Genomic DNA, 14,017 nt, shown 5'->3' on the forward strand with positions numbered 1-14,017 from the left:
GAAAACGCGAAGCGTTTTCTCGAACTCCTTCCCCTACGGGGAAGTCGTTCCCAGGAAGAACTCCATGATCTGGTCGAACAGTGACGGCGAGGACGCGGACTGCTCTCCCTCCTCACCTCCTCCTTCCAGGTCGTAAACGGCCGCTAAATCCTCCCTGTCCAGACCACTTAAGGTCTCGAGGTGCCCGATAGCCCCGACGACGATCGTATCGTGATCGACGCCCCGCGCCCACGCCCCGGCCATCGTCTCTGACGGGCGGAGCGTCGAGTCCGGGATGCCCGCAAGCGCGTAAACCTCGGGGAGAGTAGACGCCTCCGCCGTTTCCGCGCCCCCGTCGGGCCGGATGGCGAGCACCGGGTCGGAGACACCCGTCGAGAGCACCTCCTGGTTGCCGGCAAGAGCGTATACCCGGAAGGCGAAGAGATCCGGGTTCGACGTCAGGTTGGTGACCAGCCGCTCCTCGGGGAGGGTGAGGTTTGCAAGCGTCAGCCTTCCGGTGCGGGTGACGACCGAGAACTCCCAGACACCGCGTTCTCCGTCCTCGAGACCCCGGGGCTCGCGGGTCCGTGTGATCTCGTAGACCCCGGTCTCGTCCGGGGGCGGCACCAGGACGACGTAGGCCGGGTTATCCCCCGTGACCGTCAGGTTCCTCGCCTCGACCGTCACGGTGACGGTGAAGGTCTCACCTTCGAACACCGCCCGCGGGTGCCGGCCGCCCAGACGCATCGCCGGGTCGAGGAGCCAGTCGAGATTCGCGATCTCCACTCCGCTCCGGGTGAGGGCGACGTCTTCGGGTGTCCGGTCGAGGATAACTCCGACGCCCCTGACGAGCAGGCCGTCGCGTGCGACGGCGACCGGGGCCGCCTGGGCGGTCTCGTTCTCCTCAGGAGTATACGATGCTCCAGGATTGACCAGCTGGTGATCGCTCTGCACCAGCGGCCGGTCGTGAGACTTGTGTGCTTTCGCCATCGTCGCGCTCGGGCGCGGGGGAGCATACCGGTCCAGGGTGGGTGTCGGGTTCGTATCCTCCTCCTCGTCGTCGGAGTCGTCGACGTATTCGGTCTCCGTCTCGGTGGTGTTTGTTGCATTCTGAGACGGCGCTGCCGTCAGCGTCTCCTCCGTCTCCGCATCGCCGGTCTCGTTGGTGTTTGTGAGCACAGCTCCGGTAAACTCCGAATGGGTCGTTGCGGCCGGGGATGGTGCGGGCGTCGTCGCCGGTTCCGTCGTCGCGGGCACCTCTTCGGATGGAGGCATGGTCTCTGTCGGCGTGGCCTCTCCGGTTACCAGGAGATTGGGCTCCTTCTGTGTTACGGCCTTTCCGTCTGCAGGCGTGACCGGCACTTTCTTATCAACGGGCTTCTCGCCCGGTGCATCGACGGTGCCGTTCTCGCCGGAGCCGGCGAGAGCGGATGTGAGAAGGCCGGCCATAACGATACACAGCACCAGAGCCCCGATAACGAGAAAAAACCCCTTCAAAGGCACCACCCCAGGTATCCGGGAACTCCACGCACCCTGTTCGCCGGTTCTGCTGCAGATAAAACAGACGTCACTATCCGGACGGACCCACCGCTCATGGGAGTCTCATGGAGCGCACACGGATATAAATAATTTCTGGATAGGGGCCCGCTCGAAACCTCCCGCGCGGATCGGCCCGGGGAAAACTTTTCAGGAGAACTGTAAAAAAGAGGAGGAACGTTCAGGCAGTCTCGTTCTGCATCAGCTGGACATCGGCGATGTCGTGCTGGCGCTGTGCAAGAACCTTTGCCTTGAAGATATTCTTCCCGGCTTTGCCGATGGCAAGGCCCCGGTCCTCGTCGCGGACCTCGATAAGGGCGACCTGCTGATCCTCCTCGTTCGTGTCGAAGTCGATACCTGTGACCTGGGCGGGAAGGAAGCAGTTCCGGAGGAACTGGCCCGGGTCTGCGGAGTATTCCACGACCTCGATCCTTTTGCCCATCACGTCGGAAGCCTTCTTGATGCTCGACCCGCTCTTGCCGATGGCGAGTCCCATGTCACCGGGATTGATCACGAAGATGATCCGCTCGTTGCGGTTATCGACGATGCAATCGCGGCTGCCTGCGCCGGTAAGGCTCTCGAACTGGGAGATGAGGCGCATGCACTCCTCAGTCAGCGTGACCTGTGGCATCGTCTACACTCTCGCAGCATTCAGGATATCGGATTCGCCTGGCTCGACCACGGCAAGCGCACTGACGACGTAAGGCCTGCCACAGGCTTTCCCGAGCTGGACACTCGAGCCTTCGTAGACGTAGACAGGGATGTCGGTCTCTTTCACCAGATTTTTAACGGATTCCGGGCTGTTCCTGGCCACCACGACAAGTTTTGCCTTGCCTTCTTCGATGGATTCCTGGGTCTTGTTTCGCCCGAGGAACACTGTACCAGTCTTCACGGCTTTACGTAGTGAAGCATTAAAGTCCATTATGATTTCTCCTAGATTTTCAGGTTTATGGGTTTTGCGATGAGTTTCACATCACCGGTGCCAAGCTGGATAGGCTGGCCCACGATCACGTTCTCGGTGACACCGTTCAGTTCGTCCACCTCGTTCGCGATTGCAGCATCCAGCAGATGGTTGACCGTCACTTCGAATGCAGCCCGGGAAAGGACACTCTCCTTCTCGCCGGCAATACCGTGCCGGCCGATCTGCTTGACCTCACCTTCCATGCACATCATATCCGCGACGAGCATGATATGACGGACATCGACGCCGATACCCTGTTCGTTCAGGGTACTTAAGGCCTCCTGGATGATTGCATTCCGGCCGGCCTCGATACCGAGCACATCGGCGATCTCGCTGATGTTGTTGCTCCGGGTGCGGGAGGTATCGACTCCTTCGACTTCGAAGACATCTTTTAGGTTGGAGCCCTCAGTATAAAGGATATACTCTCCACCCTCCTTTCTGACGACGACCCGCTCGATATCGTCGATGCCCTGGACGATGACGTGCCTGACGTGTTCCGCGAGCTGGAAGAGGTTCTGGTAACTCTCCCGGTTCTTCGGGGTGAACGTGAGCGAGGCCCTCTTCGGGTCCCCCTCGACGTCAAAGTCGCGGAAGTGCCGCTTTTCGCGGATCTTCCTCGGCGCCGTCTCGAGGATCTCTTCCACGCCGATCTTCCGCCGGTCGCAGACCGCCTTGTTTAACATGACGAGAACCTGCATGTTCTCCATGTCGATGGTGATATCCCCGAACTCGTGGAGCGGCGCGGCCTCGATCTGCCAGCTCACCTCACGGGCGCGGTCACGGTTGAACGCCCAGTCGTTGAGCAGGTAGACCGCCATCGTGGGGGTGCTCGGCTCGCGCCGGGCGTCCATGATCTCGATGAGACGGGGAAGGCCGAGGGTAACGTTGATCTCGGCCACACCCGCGTAATGGAAGGTTCGCATCGTCATCTGGGTGCCGGGCTCGCCGATCGACTGCGCCGCCACGACGCCGACCGCCTCGCAGGGCTCGATACGGCTCTTCCTGTACTCGGAGAAGACCATCTCGAGGATCCGGTCGAACTCTTCGTCGGTGACGTCCCGCTCCGCAAGACTCGTTTTGAGGTCTTCCCGGGTCCGGTAGGGCAGATCGAGGGTATCGATCCGCTGCTCCATATCGCTGTTCATTTGACCTCCTCTTTTAAGACGCTCTCAATGATGCCTTTCACGTCCACCGGGGCGCCGTAACTGCTCCTTCCGGGGTCGGTTCCGTCCTCGCCGTAGCAGAACTGGATGATCCGGCCGCCCGTCGTCCGGACGGTGCCGTCGTACGCCACCTTGAGGTCCTGCAGGGCGTTGATCATCCGCCGCTGGAGGTACCCGCTCTGCGACGTCCGGACCGCAGTGTCCACAAGACCCTCACGCCCACCGATGGCGTGGAAGAAGAACTCGGTGGGGGAGAGCCCGCTCTTGTAACTGTTGGTGATGAACCCGTGCGCTTCCGCACCGCGCTCATTCCGCCTGAAATGCGGCAGGGTCCGGTCCTCGTAGCCACGCATGATCCGCTCGCCACGAACCGACTGCTGTCCGAGACACCCGGCCATCTGCGTCAGGTTCAGCATCGACCCACGGGCACCGGAGACCGCCATCACCACAGCGCTGTTGTCCATCCCGAGATGCCGCCCGGCGATCTCACCGGTGCGGTCACGGGCTTTGCCGAGCACCTGCATGATCTGCATCTCGAGCGTCTCCTCAAGCGTCCGCCCGGGCATCGGTTCGAGTTGCCCCTCGTTATAGATCTTGATCCGGCGTTCAACGTCGCTGACGGCGCCGTTGAGCACCTCGTCGATCTGGCCGTACTCGGTCTTGGTCAGGTCTTCGTCGTCGATACCGAACGAGAACCCTTCGAGCATGATGCCCCGGATCGAGAGTTTGGTCACGTCGTCGATGAACCGGGCAGCCCGCTTCATACCGTGCTGCCTGATGATCCGGTGCAGGATCTGACCGTCGAAGGCACCGATTCCCTTTTTGTCGATGGTGCCGGAGACCAGGTTCCCGTTGACGATCCGGACGAACGCGTCGTTCTCGCACATCTCCCGCCGGCAGGTCTCACAGTTCTGGCACGACGAAGCCTTGAAGAGCATGTTCAGGTTGTCGGGGAGGACGAGCGAGAATACCTGCTTGTTGGTCCAGAGAGGTTTCCCGTCGGGATCCGTCGCAGCAGGCTCGGGCAGGTGCTCGATAGGCAGATGCTGGGTGAGGTAAAGCACATCCTCCTTGCTGAAGTGGCGGACGGTATGCGTTAAGAGGAAGATGCCCGATATGTGGTCGTGGATACCGCCGATGATCGGGCCGCCGGTTCTCGGCGAGAGGATGTTCGACGACACCGAGACCAGGATCTCGGCCTCGGCCCGCGCCTCCTCGGTCTGCGGGATATGCAGGTTCATCTCGTCGCCGTCGAAGTCGGCGTTGTAGGGCGGGCAGACGGCCGGGTTCAGCCGGAAGGTCTTCCCGTCCATCACGATGACCCGGTGGGCCATGATGCTCATCCGGTGCAGCGAGGGCTGCCGGTTGAAGAGAACGATATCGTTATCCTTTAACTGCCGCTCCACCGTCCAGCCCGGCTCGAGCATCTCCGCGACCGTCTCCAGGTTCGCCTCAGAGAGGCGCATCCTCCGGTTGTCCGGCCGGATAGCGTAGTTTGCTCCGCAGGGCGACCGGATGGTGGGGCGCTCGGGGCCGTTCAGGACATACTGCCGCATCTCCTCGATGTTGAACGGGGTCACCCGGATCGGAAGCGTCATCTCGTTCGCGATGGCGAGCGGAATCCCGACCTCGCCGATGGAGAGGTTAGGGTCGGGGGAGATCACCGTACGGGCCGAGAAGTTCACGCGCTTGCCCGAGAGCGAGCCGCGGAACCGTCCCTCCTTCCCTTTAAGACGCTGCGAAAGAGTCTTTAAGGGCCGACCGCTCCGGTGGCGGGCGGGCGGGCACCCCGCCACCTCGTTGTCGAGGTAGGTGGTGACGTGGTACTGCAGGAGTTCCCAGAGATCCTCGATGATCAGCTGGGGCGCGCCGGCGTCCTGGTTCTCTTTGAACCGCTGGTTGATCCTGATGATGTCCACGAGTTTGTGGGTCAGGTCGTCCTCGGACCGCTGCCCGTTCTCGAGGATGATCGAGGGGCGCATCGTGACCGGCGGGACCGGGAGGACGGTGAGGACCGTCCACTCAGGGCGCGCGACGTCCGGGTTGACCCCGAGAGCCCGGAGATCTTCGTCGGGGATCCTCTCGAGGCGCGCCCGGATATCGGCCGGGGTCAGCTTGTGCTCGACCTTCCGCCCCTCTTCCACGAAGACCTCGGAGAAGGTGGTGGGCTTCTCGAAGTTGATCTTGAGCTGCTGCTCCCCGCAGTGGGGGCAAACCCGCTCTTTCTTGATGTCTTTCTCGGAGACGACCTCTGATGCGATTTCGCTGTCCTCGTGGCCGATGATCTTCTCGACCTCTTCGGCCGTCATCAGCAGCCGGGAACACGACCTGCAGGTCACCCGCAGGAGTTTCCGGATCAGCCGGGTGTAGCCGACATGGATGACGGGCTTCGCGAGTTCGATGTGTCCGAAATGCCCCGGACAATCGGCCGCTTTCTGGTCGCAGGTCTTGCACCGGAGACCCGGGTCGATGACACCCAGGTTCAGGTCCATCAGGCCCTGCGGGTAGGGGAACCCGTCGTCGTCGTAGGTGTCCGCCCAGATGATCTTTCTAACGCTCATCTTGCGGATCTCTTTCGGGGAAAAAAGCCCGAACTCGATCCTTCCAACACGTTTTGGACTGGTCATGGTTTGATTGTGCCCCCTCTCTTACACCATATCGTCGAGTCTCAGGCGGGGAGCAATGCCCATGCTCTTCATCTCGTCGAGGAGGAGCTTGAAGGCATAGCTCATCTCGACAGGGTAGATGTCGGTCTCGCCGCCGCAGGCAAGGCACCGCGTCACCTTCCGCTTCCGGTCAAGCATCGCCACCATCCCGCACTTCGCGCAGACCCACTGGGTCACCTTGTCCGACTCGTCAAGCAGCCGCTCTTTTAGGGCCATGGCCGCACCGTGGCCGATCATCACGTCCCGCTCCATCTCACCGAACCGGAGACCCCCCTCGCGGGCACGCCCTTCGGTCGGCTGGCGGGTGAGCACCTGCACGGGGCCGCGCGACCGCGCGTGCATCTTGCTCGATACCATGTGGTAGAGCTTCTGGTAATAGATGACGCCGATGTAGATGTCGGCCGCAAACTGCCGGCCGGTGATCCCGTCGTACATCACTTCGCGGCCGTTGTGGGCGAATCCGAGTTCCTTGAGTGAATTCCGGAGATCCGCCTCGCGCTCGCCGCGGAACGCCGTCGCGTTGATCCGATGGCCCTCGAGAGAACCGACCTTGCCGCCCAGCATCTCGAGCATATGCCCGATGGTCATACGGCTCGGGACTGCATGGGGGTTGATGATCAGGTCCGGCGTCATGCCCGACTCGGTGAACGGCATGTCCGCCGAAGGCTGGATGAGCCCGATAACACCCTTCTGCCCGTGCCGGGACGCGAACTTGTCGCCCACCTCCGGGATCCGGAGGTCACGGGTCCGGACTTTGACGAGGCGCGAAGAGTTCTCGCCCTCGGTGATGATGACGGTATCCACGATACCATGCTCGTTGCTCCGCATCGTGACCGAGGTGTCGCGCCGCTTTTCGACGGCGATGAGCTCGCTCGTAGGCTCCTCGAGGAACCTCGGCGGGGAGGTTTTGCCGATCAGCACATCCTTCTCGCGGACGATCGTCTCGGGATTGATGACGCCGTCGACATCGAGGTTCGCGTAGAACTCGGCGCCGTGCGCACCGGAGACCTCTTCGTCCGGGATCTCGATCCGGTCGACCTGGCCCCCGGGGTAACGCCGTTCCTCGCCGTCGTAGGTGCGGAAGAAATGCGATCGCCCGAGGCCCCGGTCGATGGAGGCCTTGTTGATGATCAGAGCATCCTCAATGTTGAACCCTTCATACGAGATGATGGCGACGACGAAGTTCTGGCCTGCAGCCCGCTCGTCGGAACCGATCACGTCGGAGGTCTGGGTGTAGGTGAGCGGTTTCTGGACGTAGTGGAGCATGTGCCCGCGGGTGTCGGGGCGGAGTTTCATGTTCGATGCCGCAAAGCCCAGCGCCTGCTTGACCATCCCGGCGCCCATGGTGACACGGGGACTGGCGTTGTGCTCGGGGAACGGAACGTGTGCCGCACCGATACCCAGGATGAGCGAGGGATCGATCTCCAGATGCGTGTGCTCGGGAGTGAGGTCCGCTTCGTGGATGGCGATGAAGAGATCTTCTTCCTCCTCGGCATCGACAAACTCGATCGCACCCTTCCGCACCACGTCGGCGAAGGTCATCTCACCGTTCTGGAGGCGTTCGATGTCGTCGCCGGTCACCTGGGGTGTGCCGTCCCTGACGACGATCAGGGGGCGGCGCGCTCTGCCGCGATCGGTGTGGATGATGACGTCGTTGTTGAACTCCTTGTAGGAGACGTTGACCTCGGAAGAGATCTCGCCGCGCCGGCGCATATCGCGCATCCGCCCGACAAGTTCCCGGGGGTCATCCACGAGCCCGATAAGAGCTCCGTCAACGAAGACACGTGACTGTCTCATGCCGTCTCTCTCCGGAGGGCGATGACGCCCATATCATACAGAATGTTCTTCACTTCCTCTTCGTTGATAACGCCCTTGCTGATCTCGACCATCTGGGCGAAGTTCTTCACCAGTCCACAGTTCGGACCCTCGGGAGTCTCGCTCGGACAGATCCGGCCCCACTGGGTGGGGTGCAGGTCACGGGCCTCGAAGTGAGGCTGCGAACGGGAGAGCGGTGAGATGACGCGCCGGAGGTGCGAGAGGACCGCCATGTGGTCCACCCGGTCCAGGAGCTGCGAGACACCGGTGCGCCCGCCCACCCAGTTGCCGGTGGCAAGCGGGTGCAGCAGCCGTTCGGTCAGGACGTCCGCGCGCACGGCGGTCCCGATCGAGAGGTCGCGGTGGCGCATGCTTGCCCGCTCGAGCTGGTACTTCACGTCCCTGGTTAAGCGGTTGAGCGAGATCCGGAAGAGATCTTCCATCAGGTCGCCGGCAAGTTTCAGCCGCTTGTTCGCGTAGTGGTCCTTATCGTCGATCCGGCGACGATCGAGCACCAGGTCGAAACAGGCCTCGGCCATGCGGCCGAGGAAATGCGCCTTTGCGAGGCGGACGCCCTCGACCGTCTGCCGGTATACGGGGTCTTCCTCTTTTAAGCCCACCGGCATCAGGTAGTTTAAGTGCGGAAGGAGGTAGTTGTCAAGGACGAACTCCGCCCGTTTCCGCTGGTAGTCCCGGGTCTGGTTGGGAGCAAGTTTTTTGCCGACATACATGACGCCGTCGTCGACGGTGTCGCAATCGCTCTCTTCCAGGTTCTGCATCATGAAGGTGAGGATCTCTTCGTCGGTAGAGACCGCCTCCACGATGTCATGGTCGCCCTGGAGACCCAGCCCCCGCATCAGGTCGACGAAACGGAGGTGCCCGGCGACCGAGGGGAACGAGACCTCAAGCAGGTTTTTGCGGTTCCGCTCGACGATAACGAGCGCGCGGTAGCCCCGGTACTGCGAGAAGACTTTGGCAACGTAGATCCGCTCGTTGTAGCGCTCGGTGAACTCGGTCATGATCTTGTTCGACGCAAGGTCCTCGAGCGTCATCAGCACCCGTTCCGTGCCGTTGACGATGAAGTAACCGCCGGGATCGAGTGGATCTTCTCCGTGCTCGGTCCGCTCGGCGTCACTCATGTTGTAGAGGTTGCAGGCGGCCGAGCCCACCATCACCGGCAGTTGCCCGATGATGGTGACGATCGGATCCTGCGGCTCTTCGCCCTGGACAAGCGTCATCTCGAGTTGAATGGGTGCCGCGTACGTGAGGTTCCTGAGGCGCGCCTCACTCGGAAAGAGCTCGGACTGCGACCCGTCCGCCTCGCGGACACGGGGTTTCTTCACCTCGATCTTGCCCAGTTCAACCCATACGGCCTCTTTTCCCTTTCCACGGGTCTCGATATCGGTCTCGATGATACGCTGTTCATCGACGACTTTCTGAAGGTTGTACAGGAGAAAGTTATTATAAGAGTCTAACTGGTGGCGCGCTACGTGCTCCCGTGAAAAATATGCTCTCGACAAAACACTTCTGTCTAACAGATGGATCAGCTCCCCGGCCTCTGAATTATTTCTTCGGTCTCTTCACGACGAGCCTGTAAGCTTCGGCTCTGCCCGCGGTGCGACTGTCACGAGTAATCCGGATGACGTTCCCGATATCGCCCCCGACAGCCTTTACCGCAGGATCGTCATGATACATTTTTGGCAGTTGTTCTAGAGAGATATGGTACGTCGCAAGGAGGTCAGCGACCTCTTCTTCGTCCATAATCTGATGGTCCGGAACCATCTCATGGTTAAGTACGTCGAGTGTTGTGCCCATCGCTTACACCTCACCGACGAAAAAGTTACGTATCAGATGCATCACCTTGTTAAAATCCATAGACATCGCCCATGGCAACGGGCCCAAGGGGATTTGAACCCCCGACCACCTGGTTAAAAGCCAGGCGCTCTACCTAACTGAGCTATAGACCCCGCACGTACTGCCATCCAGCATTATTACAATGCGAGAATAGTATAAATAATTTACTTGCCGGTGTATCATATAATTCGCAGTCTAACGATATAAACTTTTCAATTCTCCACCCGTTGCACACCCACCAAAATATTTAATGCCCTCCGAACATCCTGTTTATATACGTATCCCCCCGGATCAGGGTGCCCGCATGATTCCCCCTAAAAGCAGTGCAGATAAAGCCATATCCGCCATATCATGGGTGACACTGGGCATATACCTGCTCATCGCTGCCTCACTCTCCCTGCTCGCGATATTCTCGTTCTACGATGTTATCCTGCAGGTCGTGGCGCTCGTCCAGGTCGAGGACATGACGCAGGGTATACTTGAGGTGCTGCACGCGCTCCTCCTGACCCTCATCATCGTGGAGATCCTGGAGACCGTGACGGCGTATTTCAGGACCAACAGGGTGCAGGTGACGCCGATCCTGATCGCAGGCATCACCGCGATGGTGCGGCGCGTCCTGACCTTCGGAGTCGAGCCCGTCGAGCCGTTCGACATCGGGATGACACTCGCAGCAATTCTCGTGCTGACGATCGCGATCGTCTTTATTGGAAGACTGGAACGCGCAGACAGTTATTAGAGGGCAGGAATGCGCAGAAGAGGAGGTGCAAAAAACTGCCCGCCTCTCCACTGCTCTTTGCGGCCGCGGATGCGCCGGTTCAAAGAGTGCTCTGTAAAACAGGGGGACGAGGCCGCTCAACGCGCCTCGAAGAGATCCTCAAACTGGGCCCGGACCTGATCGAGGCGCTCCTCCTGGAGTTTGATGCTCGCCGCCATGCTCTTTATGGCCCTCGTGATGTCCTCGCCCATTCCCGCCCGGGCGTCCTTGATGCTGTAGGTGGTCTCCAGGATCTTTAAGAGGCGCCTGTTGATATCGACGCTCTTTGCGAGGCGTTCATACTCGTCGACGATCCGGGGATCCACGCCGGCCTCGCGCGCCCGCTCGATGTCGGCAGCGATGGAGTGCCGGCGTGCCAGCACATGCTCGATGGCCTCGTAGAGCTGGTGGTGTGTGGTGGGTTTGAGTATATAGTCCTCGATGTAGGCGCCGTATTCGTTTGCTTCCTCGGGGGTGAGGGGTTTTGCGGTCAGCATGAGGACGGGGATGTCCCGCGTCGCAGGGTTGTCCTTGATCTTCTCAAGCGTCTCCCACCCGTCCATCGGCTCCATCATGATGTCCAGGAGAACCAGGTCCGGGGGTGTTGCACTCAAAATTTCCAGGCATTCCTCGCCGCTAAAGGCTGTGATCGGCCGATAGCCACCACGCTCCAGCATGGTAACAAAAACATCGACGATCATGGGGCTATCGTCAACAACCAGTATTGTGTACATCATGCCTCCTCTCCGATCCTGACTGCTATATCCGATAACTGTCTCTGTACTGTTGAGAGATCCGCAGACTTATCTATTACCGCTGTGATCAGGGCGGCCTCCCCAACACCCACAATGAGGATTGTGGCGTCGGGTGCGGTGATGGTGACCATGGACGGCCGCCCTATATTGGCACTGCCGCAGGCCGCCTCCGCCGATGCAAGGACCGTGGCGCACATCGCTGCAAAAAGCGACGATAAAAGACTCCCGTCCCGGAAGCACTTACCCATAATTGTGCCCTCACTGGATACGAGAGCGCATGCGGCGACACCCGCGACGGACCGGATCTCATCGATGTGTCTCTGGGCATTCTCTTCCATGAAGGGATGATAACTCATCTGACTAACCCCCGGTATAGCTCACTGAGGTATGAGCGTCGCATCATATATGAATATCGAATCGCTATTGCTTTAGACTTGCCTTTACTCGATTTTTACCACGCTTAGCAGGCGATTTCAGTTCCGGGGTCAGGAGAATACTGTTTCTGAGGTTTGGATGGTTCTGGCAGCAGTATCATGAAACCAGTTTGTCACGACACGATTTGATGCTTACCTGACGATTTTACCCGAGAGGGGGTGCCTCAAGGCGCTAAAAACGTATTTAGGTCTCGCTAACAGGCAAGTCAAACAAATAATTTTAAATGTGACAACTACTATCTATCCTTGAGACGGTTTTAGATGATCAGGGCCTACACCATCGCCTCCGGAAAAGGCGGAACCGGTAAGACGACCGTCACCGCAAACCTGGGAACAGCGCTGGCTCAGCACGGCAGGGAGACCTGCATCGTTGACATGGACATGGGTATGGCCAACCTCGCGCTGGTGCTGGGGCTCGCAGAGACACCGGTCACGCTCCATGAGGTCCTGGCAGGGGAGGCGCAGATCCAGGATGCGATATACGAGGGGCCCTATGGCCTCAAGGTCGTACCGAGCGGCCTCTCGCTCCGGGGGTTCCAGAACGCGGACCCCGAACGGCTCAAAGACGTGATGCGGGACCTCACCGATCGGTGCGACTTCCTGCTCCTTGATGCGCCTGCCGGCATCAGCACCGATGCCGTCGTACCCCTCACCGTGGCAGACGAGGTCCTGCTGGTCGTGAACCCCGAGATATCCTCGCTCGTGGACGCTTTAAAGATCAAGATCCTGACGGAGACGATCGGCGGCAGCATCGGCGGGGCCATCATCAACCGGGCGGTCCTGGAGGACGCCGAGATGAACCGGAGAAAGATCGAGAAGACTCTCGGCGTGTCGGTCATCGATACGGTCCCCGAAGACGCAAACGTACGAAGGGCGGCAGCGGCAAGGACGCCGGTCGTCGTGAAGTCGCCAGGATCCGAATCATCGAAAGCGTTCAGAAGAATCGCCGCCTCTTTAGCGGGCTTCCCTGTTGAAGAAGAACCCCGGGAGGTGCAGGAAGGGTTTGTCGAGCGGCTTGCCCGCGCATTATTCAGGAGAGAATCACGATGACTGATATGAATGCAATCATGATAGTCCTACTCTCGGTAACCATCATCTGCCTGCTGTTTATTATGTACGTGATGTACGTGCGCATCCAGCAGCTCCTCAAGGAGGTCGATGCGCTGACGGGTAGAATGGAGATCACCGGCAGCGAACTGGAGCAGTTGACACGAAGCGTCGAGGAGTATAAGAATATGCGGGGATAGGGGTTTTATTTTGCGGGGGTGAAAGGGACGGAGCGGGAAGGCCCCGTCCAATAGGTGCGGGGATGCAAGCGAGCCGCCCTTCGTCACGCGTCTCGAGAGATTACTGGAAACTATATCTTATTATAAGGCGCAATAATCCCTGTATGCTCCAGGCCTACAAGTATCGGATGTATCCCAATAAGGAGCAGGTCACGCTCCTCATGCGGCACATCCATGCCTGCCGGTTTGTGTACAACAATTCTCTGGAGCAGAAGATCCGGGCATACGAGCAGGAAGGTCGAAAACTCTCCTGCTTCGACCTGAACACCCGTCTTCCCGCACTCAAAGAAGAACATCAGTGGCTCAAAGAAGCCAACTCCCAATCGCTCCAGAGTGCCAACAAGAACCTCGACAATGCCTTCACCCGGTTCTTCCGCGAGAAGAAAGGGTTTCCCCGGTTCAAGTCGAAGAAGAACCCGGTACAATCCTTTCAAGTGCCGCAGCATTACACCGTGGATTTCGAGCACCGTCGAGTTAAACTCCCGAAGATCGGCGAGATTAAAACAACCTTTCATCGGTTCTTCGCCGGAAAAATGAAGTACGCCACGGTTTCGGTGACTTCGACCGGGAAGTGGTTCGTCAGTATTCTCGTTGATGACGGAACGGTGGAGCCGGAACCTGCATCATTTGCTCTGGATACCACTCTGGGGATCGATGTCGGCCTGAAGGATTTTGCAACGCTCTCTACCGGAGAGAAGATCGAGAATCCCCGGTATTTGAAAAACTCCATTCAACGCCTGAAGGTGTTGCAGCGGCGGGTGTCCCGGAAGAGGAAAGGATCGAAGAATCGGGAGAAGACGATCCAGAGACTTGC

At 59.6% G+C, this 14,017-nt stretch carries 14 protein-coding genes and 1 tRNA gene; 4 read left to right on the top strand and 11 right to left on the bottom strand.

The window, feature by feature from the left end; translation table 11 throughout:
• Positions 1-33: 33 nt before the first annotated feature.
• The 9 genes from BRA62_RS07105 to BRA62_RS07145 all read right to left on the bottom strand — a co-directional run bounded on the left by BRA62_RS07105 (position 34) and on the right by BRA62_RS07145 (position 10,087).
• Positions 34-1,428 (bottom strand): hypothetical protein, encoded by a 1,395-nt coding sequence (locus BRA62_RS07105; protein WP_292365876.1) that lies wholly within the window; start codon positions 1,426-1,428, stop codon positions 34-36.
• Between the two features lie 268 nt (positions 1,429-1,696).
• Positions 1,697-2,146 (bottom strand): NusA-like transcription termination signal-binding factor, encoded by a 450-nt coding sequence (locus BRA62_RS07110; RefSeq protein ID WP_292365877.1) that lies wholly within the window; start codon positions 2,144-2,146, stop codon positions 1,697-1,699.
• A gap of 3 nt (positions 2,147-2,149) precedes the next feature.
• Positions 2,150-2,437: a 50S ribosomal protein L30e gene (locus BRA62_RS07115; protein WP_292365878.1), complete on the bottom strand. Its 288-nt coding sequence runs from the start codon at positions 2,435-2,437 to the stop codon at positions 2,150-2,152.
• A gap of 11 nt (positions 2,438-2,448) precedes the next feature.
• On the bottom strand, positions 2,449-3,621 hold the full coding sequence (rpoA2, locus tag BRA62_RS07120; RefSeq protein WP_292365879.1) for a DNA-directed RNA polymerase subunit A'': 1,173 nt from the start codon (positions 3,619-3,621) through the stop codon (positions 2,449-2,451).
• A complete protein-coding gene (locus tag BRA62_RS07125) occupies positions 3,618-6,266 on the bottom strand; it encodes a DNA-directed RNA polymerase subunit A' (protein WP_292365880.1) in 2,649 nt (882 codons plus the stop codon). The genes rpoA2 and BRA62_RS07125 overlap by 4 nt, the downstream gene beginning before the upstream one ends.
• Positions 6,267-6,287: 21 nt before the next feature.
• Positions 6,288-8,102 (bottom strand): DNA-directed RNA polymerase subunit B, encoded by a 1,815-nt coding sequence (gene rpoB / locus BRA62_RS07130; protein ID WP_292365881.1) that lies wholly within the window; start codon positions 8,100-8,102, stop codon positions 6,288-6,290.
• Positions 8,099-9,640 carry a DNA-directed RNA polymerase subunit B'' gene (locus BRA62_RS07135; protein ID WP_292365882.1) on the bottom strand — a complete coding sequence of 514 codons (1,542 nt, stop codon included), beginning with the start codon at positions 9,638-9,640 and terminating at the stop codon, positions 8,099-8,101. Before BRA62_RS07135 ends, rpoB begins: the two co-directional genes overlap by 4 nt.
• 43 nt (positions 9,641-9,683) lie before the next feature.
• The gene (locus BRA62_RS07140; protein WP_292365883.1) at positions 9,684-9,935 is read right to left on the bottom strand and encodes a DNA-directed RNA polymerase subunit H; all 252 of its coding nucleotides are present in this window, start codon (positions 9,933-9,935) and stop codon (positions 9,684-9,686) included.
• 78 nt (positions 9,936-10,013) lie between these two features.
• Positions 10,014-10,087 (bottom strand) — tRNA-Lys (locus tag BRA62_RS07145).
• Positions 10,088-10,278: 191 nt separating this feature from the next.
• Here BRA62_RS07145 and BRA62_RS07150 point away from each other — a divergent pair.
• Entirely contained in the window at positions 10,279-10,710 is a 432-nt protein-coding gene (locus BRA62_RS07150; RefSeq protein WP_292365884.1) for a phosphate-starvation-inducible PsiE family protein, read from the top strand.
• Positions 10,711-10,826: 116 nt separating this feature from the next.
• On the opposite strand, the gene BRA62_RS07155 is transcribed toward BRA62_RS07150, so the two are convergent.
• Entirely contained in the window at positions 10,827-11,462 is a 636-nt protein-coding gene (locus BRA62_RS07155; protein WP_292365888.1) for a response regulator, read from the bottom strand.
• Positions 11,462-11,821: a roadblock/LC7 domain-containing protein gene (locus tag BRA62_RS07160; protein ID WP_292365885.1), complete on the bottom strand. Its 360-nt coding sequence runs from the start codon at positions 11,819-11,821 to the stop codon at positions 11,462-11,464. The genes BRA62_RS07155 and BRA62_RS07160 overlap by 1 nt, the downstream gene beginning before the upstream one ends.
• A 357-nt stretch (positions 11,822-12,178) precedes the next feature.
• Between BRA62_RS07160 and minD the strand changes: the two genes are divergently transcribed.
• The 3 genes from minD to BRA62_RS07175 all read left to right on the top strand — a co-directional run.
• Positions 12,179-12,967: a cell division ATPase MinD gene (minD, locus tag BRA62_RS07165; protein ID WP_292365886.1), complete on the top strand. Its 789-nt coding sequence runs from the start codon at positions 12,179-12,181 to the stop codon at positions 12,965-12,967.
• Entirely contained in the window at positions 12,964-13,164 is a 201-nt protein-coding gene (locus BRA62_RS07170; protein WP_214041253.1) for a hypothetical protein, read from the top strand. The genes minD and BRA62_RS07170 overlap by 4 nt, the downstream gene beginning before the upstream one ends.
• A gap of 143 nt (positions 13,165-13,307) precedes the next feature.
• Positions 13,308-14,017: RNA-guided endonuclease TnpB family protein (locus tag BRA62_RS07175; protein ID WP_292365887.1), on the top strand; the 710-nt coding region annotated here is incomplete at its 3' end.

The sequence above is a fragment of the Methanoculleus sp. UBA208 genome (assembly GCF_002498065.1).
In the GTDB taxonomy this organism is placed as follows: domain Archaea; phylum Halobacteriota; class Methanomicrobia; order Methanomicrobiales; family Methanoculleaceae; genus Methanoculleus.